Raw genomic sequence first — 23,091 nt, forward strand, 5'->3', positions numbered from 1 at the left:
ATGACTCCGGAAGGGGTTGTGAAGACCCGAGCATAGCGGCGAACCGGCCCTCACGTGTTTGTCTTGTGTTATCGACAGGATCGCGGCATGGCGACGGCGACACTACCGACATGCCAACCCCCTCCACCCCCGAACGACAGGCCGCGCGCGCGGCCGGCCTGCGCTATGTCGATGACACCCAGCCGGGCATCAGCCGGCGCCGCGCCGGCAAGGGTTTCAGCTACCGCGATGCCGATGGTCACGCGATACGCGACGCCACCACCCTGCAACGCATCCGTGCGCTGGCGATTCCGCCGGCGTATACCGCCGTATGGATCTGCGCCCACGCCAACGGCCACCTGCAGGCCACCGGCCACGATGCACGCGGACGCAAGCAGTACCGCTACCACGCCGACTGGGCCAAGGAGCGCGACGCCGGCAAGTTCGACCGCATCATCGCCTTTGGCGAGGCCTTGCCCACGCTGCGGCGGCGGTTGTCGCGGGATCTCAAGCGACCTGGGTTTCCGCAGGAAAAGGTGCTGGCCATGGTGGTGGCGCTGTTGGCGGACACCCTGGTGCGGGTCGGCAATGAAACCTATGCACAACAGAACCGTTCGTTCGGACTGACCACACTGCGCAACCGCCACCTGGAGCTGCTGCGCGGCGGCCGGGTGCGCATGCGCTTCCGCGGCAAGTCCGGGCAGCTGCAGGAGGTGACCGTGGGCGACCGCAGGCTGGGGCTGCTGGTGCGGCGCCTGCAGCAGCTGCCGGGGCAGGCGCTGTTCCAGTACCGCGATGATGACGGTGCGCTGCAGCCGGTGGATTCCGGCGCGGTGAACGACTACCTGCGCGAGGTGATGGGCGAGGACTTCACTGCCAAGGATTTCCGCACCTGGGGTGGCACGGCGGCGGCGGTGCAGGCGTTTGCCGCCACCGAACTGCCGGAACCGGCCAGTCAGCGCGCGCTGGCGCAGGCGCAGCGCGCGGTGGTGTGCGAAGTGGCATCGCTGCTGGGCAATACCCCGGCGGTGTGCCGCAAGGCCTACATCGACCCGTGCGTGTTCGCCGGCTGGGAACGCGGCGAACTGGCCACGCTGGCCGGCCTGCGCGGGCCGCGCCAGTGGGAACAGGCCACCCTGCGCGTGCTGCGCAGGGCGCGCAGGCTCAGCCGCAGTAGATTGCGGTGATGTTGTTGGTGCGGCCCTTTTCGATGGTCAGGCGGTCGCCGCCTTCGTGCGCCGGTGGCACCCGCGGGCCGTCGTGGCGCAGCACCCGCACATGCAGGCTGTCGCTGTCCACGCGTGCGCGGGCCACGGTGGCATCCGAAGCGGCCAAGCCCAGTGCGCCGCGCACCATGTCGCTGTGGCACTGCCCGGAAATCACGCCGTCGATCGGCTGCACCTGGGCCATCGGTGTGCTGCTGCAGGCGGCGAGGGCGAAGCAGACGGCGGTGGTAGCGATGGCATGTTTCATGGCGGCGTTCCTTGTGTGGTTGCGTGCAGCGTGCGACGTCGCACGTGGTGGCGGAATGAATACCGTGCACATCGTGGACACGGTGCGCTCACTGCCGCCAACAGCATAGGTGGAGACACTGCAGGCGCGGCGGATGCCGCCCCGGGTAGTGCCGGCCGCTGGCCGGCAACCCCATTCCCCCCGAGGAGACCTGCATGGCCACCGCCAAGAAGACCCCCGCCCGCCGCAAGGCATCGCCGAAGGTGCGCAAAGGCAGCACCGCAACCAAGACCGTCGCCGACCCCGATCGCCCGCGCGTGGTGAAGACCGCAACCCGCAAGGCGGCCGCCAGCGATCCGCGGGCAGCGCGCGTCGCGGCCCGGCAGCGGCGCCTGCAGGACCAGGAAAAGGCCAAGGATGTGCGCGCGGCGAAGAAGGCGACAAAGAAGACCGCGACCCAGGCAGGTGCACGCCGTCAGCCGGAGGCGATGCCGGCGCAGCAGCTGGCCAAGCCAGGGCACGAACACGAACTGGAGCTGGCGCCGCGTTTCCTTGCACCGGACTACACCGGCAGCGGCAAGCTGCAGGGCATGCGTGCGATCGTCACCGGTGGCGATTCCGGCATTGGCCGTGCAGTGGCGGTGCTGTTCGCACGCGAAGGCGCCGATGTGGCGGTACTGCACCTGGACGAGGCTGAGGACGCGGACATCACCCGCCAGCACGTGGAGCGCGAAGGCGGCCGCTGCGTGGTGATCGCCGGCGACGTGCGCGATCCGCGCTTCTGCAACAAGGCGGTCAAGCAGGTGGCCAAGGCGTTCGGCGGCATCGACATCCTGGTCAACAATGCCGCGTTCCAGCTGCATTGCGAGCGGCTGGAAGACCTGGAAGACGCGCATCTGCAGGAAACCCTGCAGACCAACATCGGCGGTTACATACAGATGGCGCGCGCGGTACTGCCGCATCTGGGCGAGGGTGCCAGCATCATCAACACCGGTTCGGAAACGGGAATCTTCGGCAGCAAGGCGCTGATCGATTACTCGGCCACCAAGGGCGCGATCCATGCGTTCACCAAGGCGCTGGCCAGCCAGCTGCTGCCGCGTGGCATCCGGGTCAACTGCGTGGCGCCGGGGCCGGTGTGGACGCCACTGAACCCGGCCGACAAACAGGCCGAGGACGTCGCCGAGTTCGGCAAGGACAGTGACATGGGGCGGCCCGCACAACCCGAAGAACTGTCGCCCGCCTATGTGTTCCTGGCTTCGCCGGTCTGTGCCAGTTACATCAGCGGGGTGATCCTGCCGGTGATGGGCGGGCCGCGGGGGTGAGCCGACGGTAGTGCCGGCCGCTGGCCGGCAGCCTCAGGGCACGGTCACCGCAGGCGCATGGAGATCGGCAATGCGCGGAATGAACTGCTGTGGATTGGCGCCGACCAGATTGGTCAGCACCACCACCGCCACGCCGCGCTCGGGATAGACCACGAAGGCCGAGCGCGCACCGCCGATACCCGCCACCTGAAGGTCGGGCGATGCGCGCAGCACCGGCCAGCCACCCGCCCATGGGCCGGCACGGCCATCGGTGAGGCGCTCTGCGGTCCACATCCTCTTCCGAGCTGCATCCTGAAGCAGGCGCCCGTCGGTCAGCGCGACCAGCCAGCGCGCGGTGTCGTCGGCGGTGGTGAGGATGCCGCCGCCGGCCCACAGCGAAGGCGGCATGTCGTAGAACCAATGTGACAGGCGGGACGGTGCATCCGCAGCGTCGGTGGCACGCGGGGCCAGGCTGTACATCGTCGCCGCATCCGGAATCAGGTCGTAGCTGTCGCCGAAGGTGGTGCGGGCCATGCGCGCGCTGCTGAACTGGCCGGTGGCGAGGAAACGTTCGTAGGGCATGCCGGATTGCTGCGCGATGATCCGTGCCAGCAGTACGTAGTTGGTCTGGTTGTAGGCGAAGCGCTGCCCGGGTGCGGCTTCGACCGGCCGCGCAGTGACGGCTGTCCACGCCTGCGCTTCGGAGCCACCACCCAACAGCCCGTTCGCATCAAGGATGTCCGGAAGGCCTGAGGTATGCGCAAGCAACTGGCGTACGCGTACGTCTCTCCACGCTGGTGGAAGATCATCCAGGTAACGCGAGGCCGGCGCGTCCAGATCCAGCTGCCCCTGCTGGGCCAGCTGCGCGGCAGCCACGCCGGTGAACGCCTTGGTGGCCGAATTGAGCGGAAAGCGGGTGTCGCGCGAGGCAAGCACACCGTTCTCGACATTGGCCAGGCCGTAGGCCTCGGACAACACGATCTGCCCGTCTTTGATCACCGCGACCTGCAGCCCGGGAATGCGCTGCTCCAGCATGATCTGGCGGATCAGGCGGCGGGTCTGGTCGTTGGCCTGGTCCTGGCTGGCGGAGATGGCGGCGAAGGGCAGGGCAGTGATGAGCATGAGCATGACTCGAAGCGTTGGGCGGAACATGCGGGATTCCGGCGGGGCGTCGAGGATCGGATGCAGCGGGTGCGTAAAAGGTTTAAGCAGTACCTGCGCTGCGTGGCAGGTACTGGTTGTGCGCGCGGGGCGTGCCTGCTGCGGCTAGCGGATCCGGGAAGGAGACCTTCCGAACTGCCGCTTGAACGCGGCACTGAAGCTGCTGGTATGGGCGTACCCGGCCACGCTGGCCGCCACGTCCACTGACACCCGTCGTTGCAGCAGGGCATCGTGCGCCCGCTGCAGGCGCAGTGCACGCAGCCAGGCGGCGATGCTGCTGCCGTGCAGCTGCTGGAAGGTGCTTTGCAGGTCAACGGCGTTCGTACCCAGCCTGCGCGCCATCTGGTTGATGGTCAGGCCATCGGCCTCGCCGCTCTGCAGCCACTGTTGCAACTGGTCCACGCAACGCCGCAGATGTGCGCTGGGGGCAGGCGCCTCGCGTTCGGCGATCACGGATCGAACCACGCTGGCCGCGACTTCCAGCGCAAAGCTCTCGCGTTGCAGGCTGGCCAGCAGAGGCGGCTCCGCCGTTTCCGCCCCGAACAACGCTGCGGCCCGCCGCAGCAGTGGCGCAGGCGGTTGCCACGCCTGGTTGCGTGCGTGGCTCAGTCGCAGGCGGGTGAGTCCGGCCGATGCAATGCCATCGAGCTGGCGCGACAACCAGTCCTGGCCGAGGTGCAGGCTGACCTTGGTTTCCTCGCGACCCGCCTGCCAATGGCGCTGGAACGCTTCCTCCTCACGAAGGTGGACCAGCATCGCCGGGCTCCCGGTCCGGCGGCTGTCCATCTGCAGGCGCTGGTTGGCGATGACCACTTCGGCCTGCCCCTGCAGCAGGAAGCTGGCGGTGAGGCCCGCAGGCAGGCAGTTCTGGCTGCGGCCGCCGACCATGTCCTGGCTGCGGCTGAGGTAGAGCACCAGGCCGCTGTCCATCGACTGCACCTGCTGCCAGCCGGCCAGCACCGGCAGCGCATCGGGGAGGCCCGATTCAAAGTCGACCCGGCCGCCCAGCGCGTGGGCGGCGCTCATCAGTTCGGCGCAGGAATAGACCTGCATGCAAGGCACCCGCGAATGCTGTCGTGCCTAAATTTTCTTTCGTCGCGCCTAAACTTTCAATGGTATTGCAAATTATTCTCATTTGCGGGGGCTCGCTGCCCCTTTCCCCTGTTCAGTAAGAAGGTCGATGGCGATGGGTCTGGTGATCAACGAGGCGGTGGTGCTGCGTGCCGTCTTCCATGGCGCGGTGGATGCGCACCAGATCCGGTACTGGCTGGACCGTGTGCAGGCGCTGATCGATGCCCACCGTCCCTTCTACTTCGTTGCCAGCACCGCGCCCGGTGCCACCTTCTGCGACGATTACCGTGCCCTGCAGGCGGTCTGGTACAAGCAGTACAAGGCCGCCTTCCGGCAGTACTGCCGGGGCCTGGTGCGCATCGCCAGCGATGCCGCCGAGCAGCAGCGGCTGGACACTCCGGCGCTGCATGCGGCCTGGGCCGTGCCGTACTTCGTCACCGCCGATGCCGGCGCGGGCATGCGCTGGATTGGCGAGCACCTGGAGCAGGCCGATGCGCACTGAGCGCACCGCTGCTTCGCCATTCGGCCTGGGTGTGATCGTCGCGCTGTACATGGCACATGCCTTGCCCCTGTATTTCTACAACGTGGCGGTACCGGCCATCCTGCGCAGCCAGGGCGTGGATCTGCGCTGGATCGGCATGTTGTCGCTGCTGTACCTGCCGTGGGCGCTGAAGTTCCTGTGGGCGCCGCTGGTCGACCGCTGGCACCTGCCCGCCCTCGGCCGCCGCCGCAGCTGGCTGTGGCTGACGCAACTGTTGCTGCTGGCCGGGATCCTGGTGCTGGCGTTCACCGGCCTGGATCATGGCCTGGTCGTGTTCGTGCTGGTCGGCATGTGGATCTCGACCATTGCCGCCACCCAGGACATCGCCATCGACGGCTATACCGTGGAGGCGCTGGCGCCGGCCGAGCACCGGCTGGGCAGCATGGCGCAGAGCGTGGGCGTGGCCCTGGGCAGCATGATCGGTGGCGCCGGTGTGCTGTGGCTGTTTGAAACCCGCGGCTGGAGCGTGGCCCTGCTGAGCCTGGCGGCAATGAGCGCACTGACCCTGCTGGCAGTTCAGCAGATCAATGAAACGCCGGCCAGGCCCGACGCGCCGCGGCCGAGCATCCTGCGTGCGCTGCGTCGCCCCGAACTGCGCTGGGCGCTGCTGCTGATCGTGCTGTACCGGCTGGTGGAAGCGCCGGCCATGGCGATGATCAACCCGCTGCTGGTCGACCAGCAGTTCAGCCTGACCGAGATCGGATTGCTGATCTCGGTGGGCGGTGCCGGTACCGGCATGCTGGCTGCGGTGGGCACCGCCTGGCTGCTCAAGCAGCGCCGGGCCGAGCAGTTGCTGATGCACGCTGGCTGGTGGCGCACCGTGTTCTATGTACTGCTGGCGTTGATGCTTTACAGCGGTGCGATGGCGACGTCACGGTGGGGCCTGGGCGCGCTGGTGATCGCGCTGCTGGCGCTGCGCTATGTGGCGATGACCAGCCTGTATGCCCTGTTCATGCGGGTCAGTTCGCGTGCCCAGGCCGGCACTGACTTCACCCTGCTGGTGTGCTTCGAGCTGCTGGTCAATTTCATCGGCGGTGCATTGTCCGGCTTCCTCGCCAAGGGCCTGGGCTACCCCATCTACTACATCGCGCTGGCGGCAGTTTCGGCGCTCGGGTTGCTGCTGTGCCGGCCGCTGATGCGCCGCTTCGCAGCACCCACGAACTCCCCCTGATACGCAACGAGGACACCATGCGGCATACCGCAGCAACCTTTCCGCTGGCGATGCTGGCGTTGGCCATCAGTGGCCAGCTGGCGGCGCAGAATACGTCCGCTACGGCTGGCACCCGGCAACTGGATGCGGTGAGTGTCACCGCCGTGCGAGGCGCACGCAGCGTGGCCGAGATCGCCGGCACCGTGTATGCCATCGAGCGCGAGCAGATTGCCCAGCAGATCACCGCCGGGCGCAGCACCGCCGACATCCTCGGCCAGCTGGTGCCATCGCTGGCGCCGGCCAGCGGGACCACCAGCAACTACGGCATGACCATGCGCGGTCGCAGTGTGCAGGTGATGATCGATGGTGTGCCGTTGACCGGCGCACGCGATGGGTCGCGTCAGCTCAACAGCATTTCGCCAACCATGATCGAGCGCATCGAGGTGATCTCCGGCGCCACCGCGCTGTATGGCGCCGGTGCCAGTGGCGGCATCATCAACATCATCACTCTGCAGCCCGGTGAGCAGCCGGTGCAGCTGGCCAGCCAGTTCGGCCTGCGCAGCCCCTCGCATCTGTCCAGTGACACGCTGGCCTGGAACGCCGCGCAGACCATGACCGTGCGCGGCGATCAGTTCAGTGGCGCGTTCGGCGTCGCCTATGGCCGGCAGGGCGCATCGCTGGATGCGCATGGCCGCCGTGTCGGCCCGGAGATCGCGCAGACCGATCGGCAGGACACCGAGACCCGCGAACTCAATGCGCGCTTCGACTGGACCCCGACGGACAGCCAGCAGTTGAGCGTGGGCGTGCGCTGGTTCGACGATCAGCAGGACAGTGATCATGGCCCCGACTATGGCCCGCGCCTGGCTGCGCTGTTCAACCCAGCATTCACGCCCAGCCACCAGGCGCTGCCCGGCCTGCTGCTGGAGGCGCAGCCGCGTACCCGGCACCAGGGAGTGAATGCGCAGTACCGCAACCGCGATGTACTGGGCGGGCAGGAACTGAGCGTGGAAGCCTATTACCGCAACGAGCAGGGACGCTGGTTCCCGTCGGTGTCGACGCTGGTGCACCCGGCACTGCGCGGTGGCTTCGCCTATGTGGCGATGCAGTCCAATACCGATATCGATGTGTGGGGCCTGCGCACGGCGCTGCACAAGGGTTTCGACGTGGCGGGCCGCAGCCTGCAGCTGTCGTACGGCGTGGACCACGAGCGCGAGCAGGACAGCCAGCGCGGGCAGATGTATGACATCAACCGCTTCATCGCCAGCAACGGTCTCGATTACCAGCCCACCGCGCAGTACGCGATGGGGCCGGACGTGCGCGTGGATACCACTGGCCTGTTCCTGCAGGCCGACCATTCGCTGAGTGAGCGCTTCAGCGTGCAGGCCGGCGTGCGCCACCAGATCCTGCGCAACCGCGTAGAAGACTCGCTTCCCTACACCGAAGCGATCACCGCCGATGCCGTTGCCGGGTATCAGCCGCACCTGCTGCGGGGCGGCCGCGTGCGCCACTCGCAGACCCTGTTCAATGCCGGCGTGGTGTACCGGCTGGATGCATCGCAACAGCTGTTCGCCAACGTCTCGCAGGGCTTCAGCCTGCCGGACACCCAGCGCATGCTGCGCGATGTACCGGCAAGCTTCGTCATCGACAGCCGCAACGTCGGCCCGATCAAGGTCGACAGCTATGAGCTGGGCTGGCGCCGCAGCGATGCATCGCTGCAGAGCGCGGTGACCGCGTTCTACAACCGCTCGGACAAGACCGTGCAGTTCAACCGCGACTACAGCGTGTCGGTGGCCGACACCGATGAGCGCGTGTGGGGCGTGGAGGCCAACCTGCGCTACACACCGACGGCGCAGCTGGAGCTGGGCGCAAGCCTTGCCAGCACCCGGGGCCAGTACCGCGATGCTGCCGGACGTTGGCGTGAGCTCAATGCGTTCCGCGTTTCACCCTTGAAGGCGGGTGTGCATGGGCAGTGGCGCTTCGCCAATGACAGCCTGCTGCGCTTGCAGGGACAAGTGGTGGGCGGGACCGATCGTGCCTGGCGCGATGCACCACTCGCAGCGATCAGTCCCAGCATCCGCGCTACCCCGGCGGCGAAGGTCCACGGCTATGCGGTGTTCGACCTGATCGGCGAGCTGCCGCTGGCAGGCGGCCGCTTCAGTGTCGGCATCTACAACCTGGCCGATCGTGACTACCGCACGGTCTATGGCCAGCAGGCCGAGGCGACCTACGGGAAGATGTCCAGCCTGCCGGCGGCAGGGCGGACCTTCTCGATCGGGTATCGGGTGGAGTACTGAGGGGCACGCCCCCCCTACCGTTCGTCGGCCCATGACTTCCGGGGGGTTGACTACAGTTGTCGTCACACTGAAAGTGGCGACACGTGTAGTCAAGGGAGTGGTGTCATGCGTGGCAAGACGATCGGGGACCAGGAACTGGCCCTGCTGCAGTACATCGATGAACATGCGCCGGCCAGCGTCGGTGAGGTCGCCAGTGGCTATGGCGAGGCCCGTGGCCTGGCCCGGTCCACCGTGCTGACGATGATGGAGCGGCTGCGGGCGAAGGGGTATCTTCGTCGCCAGCAGCAGGACGGCGTCTACCGCTACCAGGCCACGCGTGGCCCGGAAAGCGTGCTGCAGGGTGCGGTGGCCCAGTTCGTCGACAACACCCTGCAGGGCTCGGTGTCGCCGTTCGTGGCCTACCTGTCGCAGCGCCAGCAGGTCAGCGACAACGAGCTGGCCGAGCTGGAAGCGCTGGTCGCCGAACTCCAATCGCGCCGCCACGAGGGCTGAGCCATGGACACCACGATGCTGATCCCGTTGTTGGAACGGCTGGGCTGGACCAGCCTGCAGACCGTGCTGCTGGTGGCCCTGGTGTACGGCGTGTGCCGCGCGCTGCCGTCGCTGTCGGCGGCCACCCGCTGCCGCCTGTGGTGGCTGGTGTCGCTGCAGGCCGTGCTCGGCCTGTTCTGGAGCCAGCCGCTGCAGCTGGCCTGGCTGCCGGCACCGCAGGCGGTGGCGATGACCGCCACTGACGTTGCCGCAGATCTGGTCTACCCGCTGGCGCCGGAAGCCTCGGCGCAGCTGCTGGCGACGATGCCGGTGCCTGCAGCGAACGTGCCGGCAGTGGCGTGGTGGGCCGTTGCACTGGCTGCGCTGTGGGCATCCGGTGTGCTGCTGATGGCCCTGCGCACCTTCGGTGAGTGGCGCCGCTGCCGGGCGCTGCTGGCCGCCGCCTATCCCTGCGAGGACGAGGCGCTGGTGCAGGCGCTGCAGCTGGCCTCCGATGCCCACGGCGTACGCCCTGCGCCGCGGCTGTGGATGAGCGCGCAGGTGGACGCACCGCAGCTGGTCGGGCCGTTCCGCCCGGTGCTGCTGCTGCCGGCCGGCGACAACGCCCTGCAGGGTGATGCGCTGGACCTGGCACTGACTCACGAACTGCAACACCTGCAGCGGCGTGACCTGCAGTGGGGCCTGCTGCCCGCACTGGCCCAGCACCTGTTCTTCTTCCACCCGCTGCTGCGCCTGTCGGTGCGCGAATACGCACAGGCCCGCGAAGAAGCGGTGGATGCGGCCGTGGTTGGCCAGCATGGCGCGAGCCGTCAGGCCTATGGCCGCCTGCTGTTGCAGCTGGGCGTGGCACCGCAGCCACACCTGGGCGTGGCCAGCGCCGCGCCGAACACCACCAGCCTCAAGCGTCGCCTGCTCTCGCTGCAGCCGCGCCGGGCCTGCCCGCGCATTCTGGCGATGGCACTGACCGCCGTCGTGGTGCTGGTGGGCGTGGCACCGATGCGGCTGGTCGCTGCGCCAGTGCCACCGGCACCGCCCGCGCCGCCGGCCGCACCGAAGGCCGTGGTGCCGCCGCCGCCGAAGGCTCCGAACGCGCCGCCCGCAGCGCCTTCGGCCGCGCGCGTTCCGGCCGTGCCGGTGGCGCCCGCGCCGCCTGCCGAGCCGGCCGATGTCGAGGCGCTGTCAGGCCCGGACGATGCCGATGTGGCGGTCGACGTGGATGTCGATGTGGATACCGACATGCACAGTGAACATTCGACTTCCCACACCACCTCCATCACCACCTACGGGCGCCTGGACCTCGGCAAGTCGCCGTCGCAGGCCTACGTGCTGGTCGATGGTGATTCGACCTTCGCCAATGGCGGCATCGACGATGTAACGGTGGCCCGCAGGCAGCTCGGCAAGGGGCCGGCGCTGTGGTTCCGCCAGGGCGACAAGCGCTATGTGGTGCGCGACCCGATGCTGATCCAGACCCTGCAGCGCGCCTACAGCGGCGCCGCAGACCTCGGTCGCCAGCAGAGCGAACTGGGCCGCCAGCAGAGTGCGCTGGGTCGCCAGCAGGGCGAACTCGGCAGGCAGATGGGCGAGATGGGCCGCCTGCAGGGCGAGGAGGCGCGTCGCATCGCACTGGCCGCCACCGAGGCTGCGCGCAGCGCGATGGCCGCGCATGACATCAACCGCGAAGCGGCGGCGGAAGCGGCGAAGGCGGCGCGCGGTGCGGCCCACGATGCGGCTGCTGCCGCGGAAGCGGTGAAGGCGGTGCGTGGCTTGACCGTAGACGTGGCCGGTGTGCGTGAGGCGGCGCGCAGCGTGACCAACGACATGGCGGGCGCGCGTGAGGCCGCCGCCGAGGCACGTCGTGCGATGCAGGAAGCCCGCAGCGAGGCCGCGCAATCCGGCCGCACCCGTGACATGCAGCGCCTGGCCAGCCAGCAGTCTGAACTGGCCAGCCGACAGGCGGCACTGGGCAGCCAACAGGCCGCGTTGGGCGAGCGTCAGGCACGCGTGCATGCGCAGGCGTCGCAGCAGGCACAGCAGGTGATCGCGCGCGCACTGGCCAGCGGCAAGGCCGAGCGCCTCTGAGCGGTAGTGGCGGGCGCGGGGCGGGCGGGGGGGGGGGGGGGGCGGCCCCCCCCCCCCCCCGCGCCGGGCAAAACCCCCCGGCCCGCCCGATCGCGGCGGCCCGCCCGGCGGGGGCCGGCCCCGGGGGGCCCCCCCCCCCCCCCCGCCACTACCCTGAGGCGATCAACCGCAGCTGGCGCGCTCGATGCGGTTCTGCGCATCCACCTGCACGGTCACGCGGTCCTGGCGGAAGTCCATGGTCACCGCCATGCCCGGCTTGACCACCCGTGCACCGCGCGCGCCGCTGTCAGCCACCAGTTTCTTGATCGTGGCTTCGTCGGCGGTCTTGCCGGTGAAGGCATCCAGCGCCTCCGGCCTGCATTCGTGCGCGGCATCGGCCACGGGCGCTGGCGCGGGATCGTGGGTGGTGCTGCTGCCGGCGTGACTGCAGGCGGCCAAGGGCAGGATGGCGAGCAGGACCAGGGGATTGAGGCGCATCGTCGGGCTCCAGGCATGGATGGTGGCGGCAGTGTCACCGCTGCCACCGTCAGGCTGCGTCAACGCCTACTGCCCGACCAGCGCCAGGGTTTCGCGCTCACGTTGTTCTTCCCGTACCAGCCGCTGCAGCAGCAGGGCCAGGGTCACCACGTCCTGGTGGTTGTGGTCGGCCACCCGGCGCAGGTTCACCGCGTCGCCGCCGCGCAGGAAGCGCAGCCATGCGCCCGGCGCTTCAGAACCGGGCAGGTCGTCCTCGCGCACCACGCGCAGCAGCTGGCGCTCGATGGTGGACAGCTTGCAGTTCTCCCACGTGCCGCGATAGCGGCGACGGGTCGGATAGAGCAGGTCGACGTGATCCAGCGCGCTGATCGGGCAGCGCTGGCGGGCCAGCCGGTAGCGCGCCTTCAGCAGCGGCGCATCGTAGCTGCGGCCGTTGTAGCTGCAGAACACGGTGGACGGCTGCAGCCAGCGGGCGAAGGTGGCCAGCATCGCGTCCTCGGCGGCCATCGTGGCCATCAACAATTGGCGGATGCGCAGGCCTTCGCCGCGTTGCGGGCACGCATGCCAGTCGGCGGCCCCGATCATGAAGGCGCGGGTGCCGGTGCCGCCGGCCAGGCCGGTGGTCTCGGTATCGAAGAACAGCAGGTCGAGCGGGGATACGTGTTCGCCTTCGCGGCGGGCGAAATCCAGTGACAGCGGCTGTGCCGGAATGGGCTGCGGCTGCAGCGATTCGATCAGGAACAGGCCCGGTGCGATCTCCTCACCGGGCAGCTGGCGATCCTGCGCGCTGGCGCGTGCCGGCGCGGCTCCACCCCGCGAACGCAGGCCGAGCAGGCGATGCAGGCTGCCCACTTCCGGCCGACGCAGCGGTGCGGGTGCCGGTGTGGAGGCCGCTGCACCGGTCGGCTTGTGGCGGATTTCCTGTTCGACCCAGGCGAACACCGAACGCTCGGCCGGTGGTTGCCGCGCATCGTTGGCGGCAACCGGTGCCGCAGGTGCTGCGGGCGGCGGCTCGGGCGCAGCCGGCGTGACTGCCTTCGGGTCACCGGCCTGCTTCCGCAGCAGGCGCAGCTTGTCCAGGCTCAGGCTCACGGGGCCAGCAGCTCCATCGGGTCGCGGGTGGTCACCACCACGTCGGGCACGTGCTGGCAGGCCTCGGCATCGAACAGGTCCAGCACACGCAGCGCCAGCGCGCGCGGCGAGGTGTCATCCTCTTCCTGCGCGGCCAGCACCGGGCCGACACAGGCCGGGCAGCCGGCCTTGCAGTCGCAGCGCTGCACCAGTTCGCGCGCGCGCTGCACCAGCTCGGCCTGGCGCTGCCACAGCGGTTCGCTGAGGCCGACGCCGCCGGGGAAGTTGTCGTACAGATACACGGTGGGCACGAACTCCTGCAGCAGTTCCACCACACCGGGATCACCTTCGCTGCCACGCAGCTGGCCACGGCCGCTCTGGTCGGCAATCGCGAACCAGGCACCATCGCCGTTGCCCACGGACTTCTGCAGGTCGCGCGCATCGGCCATCACCGCCACGGTGGCGACGATGTGCAGCGCATACGCGGCGCCGAGGAAGCCATCCAGCGCATCCTGCTTGCTGGCGAACGCGCGCAGCAGCAGCGCCTGCGGCAGCTGCCACCACACCGCAGTGGTGTGCAGTTCCTGGTCGGGCAGGTTCACCGGGCCGTAGCCGATGTTCTCGTGGGTGTAGTAGCGGATCTTCTTGTAGCCGGCCACGCGGCGCACCACGTGCACTTCGCCATGATGCGAATCCCCCCGGCCGGCCACGCCGCCGTCGAAGCGGTCCAGCACCTTGAGCTTGGTGAAGTCGATGCTGTCGGTGTAGTAATCCACATGCGTGCGGGTGACATAGGCCTTGCGGCCGTCCCAGTCGAGCGTCTCCACCTGGTAGGGCGTGGACTGCACCATGTGGATGGCACCTTCATACAGGGTGAGTGCGGCAGCGGAATAGTCGACCTCGGCGATGATCTGCTGGCGGCCATCGCTGCGATCGACCACCACGAAGTTGCCATCGGCCACCGCACGCAGGCTGACTGCGTTCGCCGGATAGCTGTCGGCGATCCATTCCCAGCGTTCGCCTTCGCGGTGGATCACCTCGGTTTCAGCCAGCGCTTCCAGGAACACTTCCGGATCGATCGGGCCGAAGCCATCGCCGACCCGGAACGGCAGCTCGAAGGCTGCGCAGCGGATGTGGTCGAACAGGATCAGCGGCTGGTCCGGCGCGATGCGCGCGTGCTCGGGCGAGGCCTCGGCGAAGAAGTCCGGATGCCGCACCACGTACTGGTCCAGCGGCTGCGAGCTGGCCACCATCACTCCCAGTGCCGGCTGCTGGCGGCGGCCGGCGCGACCGAAGCGCTGCCAGGTGGCGGCCACGCTGCCGGGGTAGCCGTTGAGGATGACCACGTCCAGGCTGCCGATATCCACGCCCAGCTCCAGCGCCGAGGTGCTGACGATGCCGTCGATGTTGCCGGCGCGCATCGCACGCTCGGTCTCGCGGCGCTCGGTGGGCAGGTAGCCGCCACGGTAGGCGCGGATGCGCGGCGGCTTGCGCGGGTCGTGGTCGAAGATGTCCTTCAGGTACTTGGTCAGCACCTCGACCATCAAGCGGGTCTGCGCGAACACCAGGGTCTTCAGCCCGGACTTGATCGCAATGCGTGCGATGCGGTTGCTCTGCGAGCGTGCCGAGGCGCGCAGGCCCAGGTCCGGATTGATCACCGGCGGGTTCCACAGCAGCACCTGCTTGGGCCCGCTGGGCGCGCCGGATTCGGTGATGGCGGTGACCGGTGCCTCGATCAGCGCCTCGGCATGCGCCTGCGGGTTGCCGATGGTGGCCGAGCACAGGATGAACTGCGGTTGCACGCCGTAGAACGCGCAGATGCGCTTGAGCCGGCGCAGCACGTTGGTGACGTGGCTGCCGAACACGCCACGATAGGTGTGCACTTCGTCGATGACGATGTAGCGCAGGTTCTCGAAGAACTGCGCCCACTTGGTGTGATGCGGGAGGATCGCCTGGTGCAGCATGTCCGGGTTGGACACCACGATGTCGCCGTGCAGGCGGATGGCCTGGCGCGCATCGCCGGGAGTGTCGCCATCGAAGGTGAAGGCCTTCACCCCGAGGTCGCCGGCGCGGTTGAGTTCCAGCAGCTCGGCCACCTGGTCCTGGGCCAGTGCCTTGGTCGGAAACAGGTACAGCGCCTTGGCCTTGTCCTGCATCGCCGCGCTGACCACCGGCAGGGTGTAGCACAGCGACTTGCCGCTGGCGGTGGGGGTGACGATGGCCACGTGCTCGCCGCGCTGGCTGGCGTTCCAGGCCTCGGCCTGGTGGCTGTAGAGCTGTTCGATGCCACGCGCCTTCAGCGCTGCAGCCAGGGCCGGCGGAACCGAATCGGGAATGGGCGCATAGCGGCCTTCGCGGCCGGGAATGGCAAAGCTGCCGGTGATGCGGTCCTGGTAGCGGCGCTGCAGGCGCGCGCTGAGCAGTGCGCCGTCGCGGGCGGGCAGGCCATCGCGGGTGGCGAGCTTCTGCTCGGCGTCGGCGGTGCGCTTGGCGAGTTCGTAAGCCATGGAAGATCGAGCCGGGACGTTTTTCGAGGGGTCACATGGCACCACATTCACGTCTCAGGATGTGAGACACCGCACACGGAGCGCGTGAATCGTTCAGTGCTCGCGTTCCGTGGTATCGCCGCATCTCCCCTGGCTGAACAGCTGCCAGGGGAGCAACGAAATCTGAAGCCGGTATCCGTATCCTTGGGCGCTGGACGCAACCAACAGGGTGGATGGCTGTGGCACGACGTGGAACGCAGGGAGCCGTCCTGGCCAGCATGCTGCTGGCCGGTATCGCGCAGGCGCAGCAGGCCACGCCGGTAGCGGTGCCCGACCCAGCGCCCGAACCTCCTGCAGATGCGCCGGCGGCAACCACCGCGCCGATCTCCACCACCCTGCCGCAGGACAACGTCACCACCCTTGGCGAAGTGCGTGCGCTCAAGCCCGAAGACGAGCCGCTGGATCTGTACCGTTTCAAGAACCCGGTGAAGTTCGGCGACAACCGCTTCAGTCGCGACTGGAGCGAACCGCCGTCGCCGGAGCAGGTCAGCATGGGCGGTGGTTACATCATGATGGGCGTGGTCAAGGGTGTGATGGCGGCGGCCAAGGGGATCAACAAACTCACCGGCGGACCGGCGCAGATCCAGGCCGCCGTGGCGCGGCCACCGCCGGAGCTCAGTGCCGAACAGCAGCAGCGTGCGCTGCGGTTCTCCCAGGAGCAGGATGCCGGCGATGCACCGCCGGTGAAGTAGGCCGGTATATCCTGCCGGCTCCCCACCGGTAGTGCTGCCATGTTCCTGCGTTCGATCTGCCTGCTGGCCGCATCGCTGCCGGCGTCCCCCTTCGCTGATGGCATCGCCGGTGATGGCGCCTGCCGCAATGGCGCGTTTCCCTCTGAACAGAGCCGGTTCGCCCTGGCGCGGGTGGTCGATGCGCCCCGTCTGTACCTGCTTGGCGACATGGACGGCTGCCCGGCGAAGGGCGAACCGGCCTGCCGACAGCGCAGCTATGTGGTCAATGGCGATACCGTGGTGACCGGGCGTGATCTTGGCCGCTACCGCTGCGCGTTCTTCCCGAACAAGGTGGGTGGCAGTGCTGGCTGGGTGGACCGCAGCAAGCTGCAGGCGTTGCCGGTGGTCGTGCCGTCGCTGCAGGATTGGGCGGGCCACTGGAAGGACGGCGACAACGGCCTGCGCATCACCGTGCAGGGCGGGCAGCTGCATGTGGAGGGTGACGCCTACTGGCCCTCCGCCAACCCTACGCCGGAGCAGCGTCCCTACGGGCCGAACATGGGCCAGGTGGAAGCGCGCGCGGCGCCGCGTGGTGCCGATGTCGAGTTTGTAGAGGACACCTGCAAGGTGCGCGTGCATTCGCTGGGGGAGGTGCTGATCGTGGTCGACAACAGCGAATGCGGTGGCATGAACGTGCGCTTCAACGGCGTGTACCGGCGCGCGGGTTCGCGTTGACAAGCGCCAACCAAGGTTGGCATCTACCGGGGCAACCGGAGGGATCCGACCCCGGGATCAATCCTCGGCTTCAGCGTCGCCGTTCCAGCCACCACAGCAGCGATGCGCACAACACGAACGCCAGCCACCACGGCCAGCGTGGGCCTGCCACGGGTTGCATCACTGACGCGTCTGCCGGCGTGCTGGCAGCCAGTGCACGCGTGGTCGCATCGATCATCGCCTGCCGATGCAGCGTCGGTGCATCCTTCGGATCGAACACATAGCGCCAGACAACGATGTCGCCGTGCTGCAGGCGCTGCCAGCCCGGTTCGCGGGGCCACCAGCCAGCGCAGCGCAGCGCCGACGTCGCGCCATCGACGATCAGGGGTACATCGTCGCCACGCCTGTTGAAGACCTGCAGCGGCGCCTGCACACCGCACAGCGTCTGTCGTTCGCCTGCCCAGCCGATCGGTTGCGGTGACCACAGCGCATCAGCGCTGCCCTGTGCACGTGCCAGCGTGGCCACCACGCCGCTCCACAGTTCGCCGTGGCGGTCGTCGCGCCCGGCCAGTACCCAGCGCCAGCTGTCGGTCAGCGGCAGCAGGCCGATGCGGCCCTTGCCGGCAGCGCGCCAGCCACCGACAGCCTTGCCCGTGCCATCCTGCAGCAGGGCGGTGCTGCCCGGTGCCTGCAGCGCGAGTGCTTCCAGCGCAGGCAGGGGAGCATTGTGCGAGCTGCGGTCAGCCTCTTCGCCGTAGCCGGTTGGCAGCGTACCCGCGGCGAGCGGGCCACGCCGTGCGGCGAGGACCGCGCTGTCGCCGTCGCCGGGAAGTTCGAGGGTGCGGCTGCTTCCATCGCCCTGCACCGGCAGGCCCAGATCGCGGAGGCGCTGGCGCGCGCTGGCCGAAGGTGCGCCCGCACCGCGTACCAGCACGCCTAGTCCCTCGCGCAACGCCTGCCGCACGGCAGCCAGCTGGCCGGCACTCAATGCGGCCAGGCTGCGCTCGTCCAGCAACAGCAGATCGCTGCGCGCGAGTGACGCCGCATCCAGCGCGACCGCGCCATCTCCCACGCTGACACCCGCCCCGGTATCGGCCTGCACCTGCACGCGGATGCCGGCATCGGCCGCCCAACGCCGCAGGTACTTCAGCTCTGGACCCGGCGCACTGGCGCGCACCAGCAGGCGCAGCGGTGCGGCCGGCAGGGTCTGCTGCGGCACCGGTACGCTGTCCACCACATGGCCGTCGGCATCGAGCAGGCGCAGCTGGAACACGCTGCGGCCTTCGGCGCGGGCGATGCCGCTGAGCTTCACGCGCCCGTCCTCGGCAACGTCCGTGCGATCAACCACGCTGTCGGCGGGGTCGAGCAGCTCTGCTTTCGCTTTCGCTTTGGCCGCGCCACGCGCCTGTGCCTGGACGTCAAAACGAGCACCGGGAGCGACATCGGCCGGTGGTTGCAGTGCGATCCAGCCGCGCGGCTCCGGTGCGGCCTGCCAACGTACATCCGGTGGCAGCAGCGCGTCACGGTCACGTGCGGCCAGGCCCGCACCGACCAGTGTCAGTGTGGACGCCGGATGCTGGCGCAGCGCGGTGGCCAGGTCGGGAACGCGCTGTGCGCCGGGAATGTCGGCAGCTTCGGGCAAAAGCAACAGCGGGCCTTCGCTGGCCGGGAGCGCGCCGGCCTTGCCGGCATCGGTTCCGAGCACGACCAGCCCGCCTGCGGGTTGCTGGCGGGTGGGCGGTACCAGGCAGAAATACAGCAGCGCGGCGACGATGATCTGCAGTGCGATCACGATCCACCGGCGGCCAGGGTGCGCGGTGTTTCCACGCAGCTGGCGCACGCTGGCGATGACCACGATCAGGGCGAGTGCCAGTGCCAGTGCAATCCACAGGTTCACAGCGGAGGCGTTCATGGCTGCGCCTCCAGCGCATCAAGGTACCGCTGGCCCATCGCATCGGCGGCACTGCGCCGCATCGCCTGCGGCAGCGGACGCTGCAGCGCCCGCCACAACTGTGCACGCAGGCGCTGGCGACAGTCGTGGCAACCGGGCTCGATGCGCAGCTGCTCGATGGCCGCAGCCAGATCGAGTGCATCGGGCAGGTAGGCCGCGTTGCTCTGCTGCCAGGTCGCGAGCGCGTCCAGATCCGGCGCGCCGGTGTCGTCGCCGAGACGCTGCCAGGCTTCGACGATGGCCGGATCGGGCGGGGTGCGGGCGGCCAGCGGCAGTTCACGACTGGCCAGTCCGGCACGGTCACCGCCGAGGCGGCGGCCCTCATCGATCGGTGGCAGCTCCGGCCCGACCCGGGCCAGATAGATGCGTTCGGCCTGCTGCACCTGCTTGATGAAGCCCAATGCCTTGTAGGCGAAGGGCAATGCCTGCTCCGGACGGCCCTGGCGCAGCTCGCCTTCGGCCGACCACATCTGGTCCAGCGCGGCCTTCAGCGTGGCACGGGTCTGCGGATCGAGCAGAGTGGCCGCCTCGGCATGGTCATGGGTGTGTCCGTATTCCGAGAGCACGTCGGTGGCGCTGCCGAACACCGGCGGCGTATCGGCATTGGTCGCCTTGCCACCGTGATCGTGGTCATGCTCATCGTGCGCTCCGGCCTCGGCGCCATGGTCGTGATCGTGATCTTCGTCGTGGCTGTCTGCAGCCGGTGCATCGCTGGTGGGCAGGTCGCTGATCGGCGGCGGCTTGGGTGCGCCCTCGCTCTCCTCGCCCAGGAACTGGCCGTAGCGCAGGCGCAGGATGCGCTGGTCGACGCCGATCGCATCGCTGCGCTTCACGAAGTCCTCGGCGGCGAGGCTGCGACGCTGCCGGATCAGTGCTTCGGCATCGATGATGATCTGCCGCTGGCTGCGGAAGTAGGCTGGAAGGGTCTTCTTGATGCGGCCTTCCAGTTCGGCACCGAGCGCGACTTCGGTGCTGGGCAGGCGCAGGATCACGCTGCTGCTGCGCCCGGTCTGCGGTGTTGGCGCATGATTGTCGCGCACTTCCAGCTGGGCGATGACATCGTTGCCGGGCTGTGCGCCCAGCGCAGCAAGATCAAGGGTATGGGCGAAACGCCGCGCGGTGGCTTCGCCGCTGCCGGCAAGCGTGACGCTGCGCTTCACGAAGGTGATGTTCTCACCGCTGCCCTGGGTGGTGGTGATCGACAGCGTTGCCTGCGCCGCGACACCGTAATCGTCGCTGGCCTCGAAGCGCAGCGCCCATTGCCGTTGCCCGGGCGTGCCCAGCACCAGGCTGGCGGCCGGCTCCAGCACGCGCACGCTGGGCGCGCGGTCGGCCACAACATCCAGCCGGTACAGGCGGGTTTCGGCCAGCGCCGGTTCGCTCACCACGCGGTACAGCACCGGCGTGCGCGCCACATCCTGTGCCTGCCACTGCCCATCGCGCTCGCTCAGCGGCAGCCGTCGACCATCGTGGAACTGCAGCCATGCCTTGGCCGGTGCGTGGTCGAAGCGCAACGACCACGACAGCCGGCTGTCGGCGGCGACCTTGGCATCCAGTGCGTTCTGGGTGAGCGTGGACTGGCCGGTATAAGCCGGTGCGTCGATGCGCAGGCGGGTGGACTGCAGGTGCAACGGGCCTGCGGACGCCGTGCTGCCGGTCGTGGCGGAATGAACGGCTGCCGGGTCTGGGTTCGAACGCGGCCAGCCGAACGCGAGCAGGGCAACGGCCAAGCCACCGATCCAGCACAGCATCACCGCCAGGTGCGGCCAACGCGGACGCAGCTCCGGCATCGCGCGTTCAAGCGTGGCCAGCACATGCACACGCTGGCGCTGCTGCAGCGGATTGAGCGTGGTGGCGTCGGCGAACAGCAGATCGGCGCTGTCTTCGCTCGTACCGCTGCCATCGAGTTGGCGCTGCAGCCACTGGCGGTCCAGCTGGCGGGCACGTGCAGTGGCGAAGGCCGCGCAGGCGAGCAGGCTGACCGTGGCGACCACGCAGGCGATATCGAAACCGGACAGCCGCAGTGCGAGCGCCGTCGCAGCCAACGCCCACGGCAGGCCCAGCAGCAGGGTGATGGCGGCGCGGCGACGACGCGCACGTTGCCAGGCATGCTGCAGCGTCTTCATGCGATCGCCCTGCGCCGCGCGCTGCTGGCCATCCAGCGTTCCAGTGCGAACAGCAGCACGATTGCCAGCAGAAGCCACGCTGTGGGCTCACGCACCGGCGATGCTGCGGCGGGCAGTGCAATCTGGCGCGGCGCCTGGTCCTGTGCATCGCCCACGCGTGGCGACGGTGGCGGCTGCAGGGCCAGCAGCAGGGAACGCGGCAGCTGTGGATCGCGCAGCGCGGTGTTGCTGGCGGCATCCCAATCACCCGGTAGTGACAGCAGGCGGCCAAGGCCGACACGTTGCTGCCACAACAGCGGCACGCCTTCGGCGCTGCGCAGCAGGACCTGGGCTTCCGTGGCGGGCTTGGCGGCGATCAGCACACTGCCGCCGTCGCGCAGCCAGGCCTGCCAGTTCGCCGGCAGTGCGTCGTTGCGGTTCCATACGCCGATCTCGCCGCGTTCGGGCAGGGCATCCGCCACCAGAGGAGCGAGCGGCGCCTGCACGCCCCATGCGCGCTGCAGTGCATTCAACCAGTGCTGGGCAGCGGCCGAAGCATCGCTGTGCACGCGCAGGCGCGGCGACGTTGCGGCACGCGGTTGCGCAGTGACCGGCATCGGCTGCGTGTGCCATTGCACCTCACGCGACAGCTGCAGGCGGGCACCATCCAGGCCGGGCAGGGGATCGGGAACGTGCACGGTCAATGCGGTGCCAACGGGCAGCTGCGCGTCCAGTTCGCGCAGCAGGCTGGGCAGGGATGCACTGGCTGCAGGTGGCGCCTGATCAATGGCCGGGAAGCCGGGCGCCAGCCAGTGCCAGTTGCGATCCGCAGCGGTACCGCGCAGTGCGGCGGCATCCAGTCCCGGGGCCACCACCGTCCATGCACTGGAGGCCGGCACGGGGCCGGTCAACGCAGGCCGTGCCAGCAACAAGGCCAGCGCGGCCAGCAACAGCAGGCGCACCAGCAGCAATGGCCAGTCATCGAAGCGGATGCGCTGGCGTGGCCGGATCTGTGCGCGCAGCCAGCGCAGCGCGGCGAAATCCAGCGGTGTGTACGGATGGCGGCGGGCGAGGTGGATCAGCAGCGGCAGCAGCCATGCGGCGAGCGCGGCCAGACCCAATGGGAACAGCAGGGTCATGCACCGCCCCCACGGCCAAACAGCGCCTGCAGTGCCTGGTCCAGCGGCTGGTCGAGCCAGCCGGTGGCACTGGCGATGCCGCTGGCCTGCAGGCGCGACTGCAATGCGTTGCGTGCGTCAGCGAAGCGCTGCAGGTAGTCGCTGCGGATCGCCGCGCCATCGCCCAGCAGTTCCTCGCCGGTCTCCGGATCGCGGAAGCGATGGCCGGCGTCGAACGGGAAGTCGCGTTCGTCGGCAGTCAGGATCTGCAGCAGGGCCACTTCGCGGCGCGCGCTGGCCAGTTGTTCCAGCAGCACGATGCCGGCCTCGTCGAAGCCATCACCGATGGCCAGCAGCAGGTCGCCCGGACGCACGCGCTCCCACAGCGGGCGCAGGCGATCGGCCGCAGGCCAGCCACCGCGCGCCTGCAGCGCATGAAGTTGCAGACGCACGCGGTCACGCTGGCGTGCGCCGTTCGCTGCGGGCACCAGTTGCAGTCCATCCCCGTTGATCGCCAGCAGGCCGAAACGGTCGCCCTGCTGAAGGGCCAGTTCGACCAGGCAGGCGGCAACGCCGCGCATGTGGTCCAAGCGCGTGCGTTCCGGCGCGGCGCGATCTGCCTGGCCGGCCGAGGCGGTGGCATCGAGCAGCAGCCAGACCGTGATCGGGCTTTCGCGTTCGGATTCGCGCACGAAGAAGCGGTCCGAGCGTGCATACAGCTTCCAGTCGATCTGGCGCAGTTCGTCACCCGGCTCGTAGGCCCGGTACTGGGCGAACTCCAGGCCGGCACCACGGCTGCGGCTGGCGTGCTGGCCGATGCCGCTCGCACCGCTGGCCAGGCGCGGCCGCAACCGCAGCAGGCGCAGGCGCGCGCGCAGTTCGGGTGGCAGGGTCAACGACGTACCAGCGTTCACGCGT

General features: G+C 69.0%; 19 protein-coding genes. 9 read left to right on the forward strand and 10 right to left on the reverse strand.

Annotation, left to right across the window (positions count from 1 at the left end):
- The first annotated feature begins 110 nt into the window (after nucleotides 1-110).
- The gene (locus V3B48_RS07765) at nucleotides 111-1,166 is read left to right on the forward strand and encodes a DNA topoisomerase IB (RefSeq protein WP_329893475.1); all 1,056 of its coding nucleotides are present in this window, start codon (nucleotides 111-113) and stop codon (nucleotides 1,164-1,166) included.
- Here V3B48_RS07765 and V3B48_RS07770 read toward each other — a convergent pair.
- Nucleotides 1,144-1,452: a hypothetical protein gene (locus tag V3B48_RS07770; RefSeq protein ID WP_329893476.1), complete on the reverse strand. Its 309-nt coding sequence runs from the start codon at nucleotides 1,450-1,452 to the stop codon at nucleotides 1,144-1,146. The two genes, V3B48_RS07765 and V3B48_RS07770, sit on opposite strands and share 23 nt — an antisense overlap.
- Before the next feature lie 194 nt (nucleotides 1,453-1,646).
- On the opposite strand from V3B48_RS07770, the gene V3B48_RS07775 reads away from it, so the two are divergent.
- Complete coding sequence (locus V3B48_RS07775; RefSeq protein WP_329893477.1) at nucleotides 1,647-2,753, forward strand: SDR family oxidoreductase; 1,107 nt, start codon at nucleotides 1,647-1,649, stop codon at nucleotides 2,751-2,753.
- A gap of 33 nt (nucleotides 2,754-2,786) precedes the next feature.
- Here the strand turns inward: V3B48_RS07775 and V3B48_RS07780 are convergent, their stop codons facing one another.
- Both V3B48_RS07780 and V3B48_RS07785 read right to left on the reverse strand, forming a co-directional pair.
- Nucleotides 2,787-3,854, reverse strand: coding sequence for a serine hydrolase domain-containing protein (locus V3B48_RS07780; protein WP_329893478.1), 1,068 nt, complete (start codon nucleotides 3,852-3,854; stop codon nucleotides 2,787-2,789).
- Nucleotides 3,855-3,998: 144 nt separating this feature from the next.
- On the reverse strand, nucleotides 3,999-4,946 hold the full coding sequence (locus V3B48_RS07785; protein WP_121504992.1) for an AraC family transcriptional regulator: 948 nt from the start codon (nucleotides 4,944-4,946) through the stop codon (nucleotides 3,999-4,001).
- Nucleotides 4,947-5,073: 127 nt separating this feature from the next.
- On the opposite strand from V3B48_RS07785, the gene V3B48_RS07790 reads away from it, so the two are divergent.
- The 5 genes from V3B48_RS07790 (at nucleotide 5,074) to V3B48_RS07810 (ending at nucleotide 11,520) form a co-directional block, all read left to right on the forward strand.
- A complete protein-coding gene (locus V3B48_RS07790; protein ID WP_223224697.1) occupies nucleotides 5,074-5,466 on the forward strand; it encodes a hypothetical protein in 393 nt (130 codons plus the stop codon).
- Complete coding sequence (locus V3B48_RS07795) at nucleotides 5,456-6,676, forward strand: MFS transporter (protein ID WP_329893479.1); 1,221 nt, start codon at nucleotides 5,456-5,458, stop codon at nucleotides 6,674-6,676. The genes V3B48_RS07790 and V3B48_RS07795 overlap by 11 nt, the downstream gene beginning before the upstream one ends.
- Nucleotides 6,677-6,693: 17 nt before the next feature.
- Nucleotides 6,694-8,949, forward strand: coding sequence for a TonB-dependent receptor (locus tag V3B48_RS07800; RefSeq protein WP_329893480.1), 2,256 nt, complete (start codon nucleotides 6,694-6,696; stop codon nucleotides 8,947-8,949).
- Between the two features lie 105 nt (nucleotides 8,950-9,054).
- Entirely contained in the window at nucleotides 9,055-9,441 is a 387-nt protein-coding gene (locus tag V3B48_RS07805) for a BlaI/MecI/CopY family transcriptional regulator (protein WP_004133922.1), read from the forward strand.
- A gap of 3 nt (nucleotides 9,442-9,444) precedes the next feature.
- A complete protein-coding gene (locus V3B48_RS07810; RefSeq protein WP_285302660.1) occupies nucleotides 9,445-11,520 on the forward strand; it encodes a M56 family metallopeptidase in 2,076 nt (691 codons plus the stop codon).
- A gap of 162 nt (nucleotides 11,521-11,682) precedes the next feature.
- On the opposite strand, the gene V3B48_RS07815 is transcribed toward V3B48_RS07810, so the two are convergent.
- From V3B48_RS07815 to V3B48_RS07825, 3 genes are all read right to left on the reverse strand, one after another.
- Nucleotides 11,683-11,997: an I78 family peptidase inhibitor gene (locus tag V3B48_RS07815; protein ID WP_088023101.1), complete on the reverse strand. Its 315-nt coding sequence runs from the start codon at nucleotides 11,995-11,997 to the stop codon at nucleotides 11,683-11,685.
- 66 nt (nucleotides 11,998-12,063) lie between these two features.
- The gene (locus V3B48_RS07820; RefSeq protein ID WP_285302659.1) at nucleotides 12,064-13,089 is read right to left on the reverse strand and encodes a ribonuclease H-like domain-containing protein; all 1,026 of its coding nucleotides are present in this window, start codon (nucleotides 13,087-13,089) and stop codon (nucleotides 12,064-12,066) included.
- On the reverse strand, nucleotides 13,086-15,575 hold the full coding sequence (locus tag V3B48_RS07825; protein ID WP_329893481.1) for a DEAD/DEAH box helicase: 2,490 nt from the start codon (nucleotides 15,573-15,575) through the stop codon (nucleotides 13,086-13,088). The genes V3B48_RS07820 and V3B48_RS07825 overlap by 4 nt, the downstream gene beginning before the upstream one ends.
- A 212-nt stretch (nucleotides 15,576-15,787) precedes the next feature.
- Between V3B48_RS07825 and V3B48_RS07830 the strand changes: the two genes are divergently transcribed.
- Complete coding sequence (locus tag V3B48_RS07830; protein ID WP_012509660.1) at nucleotides 15,788-16,306, forward strand: hypothetical protein; 519 nt, start codon at nucleotides 15,788-15,790, stop codon at nucleotides 16,304-16,306.
- Between the two features lie 39 nt (nucleotides 16,307-16,345).
- On the forward strand, nucleotides 16,346-17,020 hold the full coding sequence (locus V3B48_RS07835) for a hypothetical protein (RefSeq protein ID WP_329893482.1): 675 nt from the start codon (nucleotides 16,346-16,348) through the stop codon (nucleotides 17,018-17,020).
- A 70-nt stretch (nucleotides 17,021-17,090) separates the two neighbouring features.
- On the opposite strand, the gene V3B48_RS07840 is transcribed toward V3B48_RS07835, so the two are convergent.
- Genes V3B48_RS07840 through V3B48_RS07855 form a run of 4 tightly spaced genes read right to left on the reverse strand, consistent with a single transcriptional unit; the run spans nucleotide 17,091 to nucleotide 23,087 of the window.
- Nucleotides 17,091-18,911: a hypothetical protein gene (locus V3B48_RS07840; RefSeq protein WP_329893483.1), complete on the reverse strand. Its 1,821-nt coding sequence runs from the start codon at nucleotides 18,909-18,911 to the stop codon at nucleotides 17,091-17,093.
- A complete protein-coding gene (locus V3B48_RS07845) occupies nucleotides 18,908-21,076 on the reverse strand; it encodes a hypothetical protein (RefSeq protein WP_329893484.1) in 2,169 nt (722 codons plus the stop codon). The genes V3B48_RS07840 and V3B48_RS07845 overlap by 4 nt, the downstream gene beginning before the upstream one ends.
- Complete coding sequence (locus V3B48_RS07850; protein ID WP_329893485.1) at nucleotides 21,073-22,194, reverse strand: BatA domain-containing protein; 1,122 nt, start codon at nucleotides 22,192-22,194, stop codon at nucleotides 21,073-21,075. The genes V3B48_RS07845 and V3B48_RS07850 overlap by 4 nt, the downstream gene beginning before the upstream one ends.
- Entirely contained in the window at nucleotides 22,191-23,087 is an 897-nt protein-coding gene (locus tag V3B48_RS07855) for a DUF58 domain-containing protein (protein WP_329893486.1), read from the reverse strand. The genes V3B48_RS07850 and V3B48_RS07855 overlap by 4 nt, the downstream gene beginning before the upstream one ends.
- Nucleotides 23,088-23,091: the final 4 nt, after the last annotated feature.

Origin of the sequence: Stenotrophomonas sp. SMYL20, from assembly GCF_036320045.1 — a bacterium.
Taxonomy (GTDB): domain Bacteria; phylum Pseudomonadota; class Gammaproteobacteria; order Xanthomonadales; family Xanthomonadaceae; genus Stenotrophomonas; species Stenotrophomonas maltophilia_A.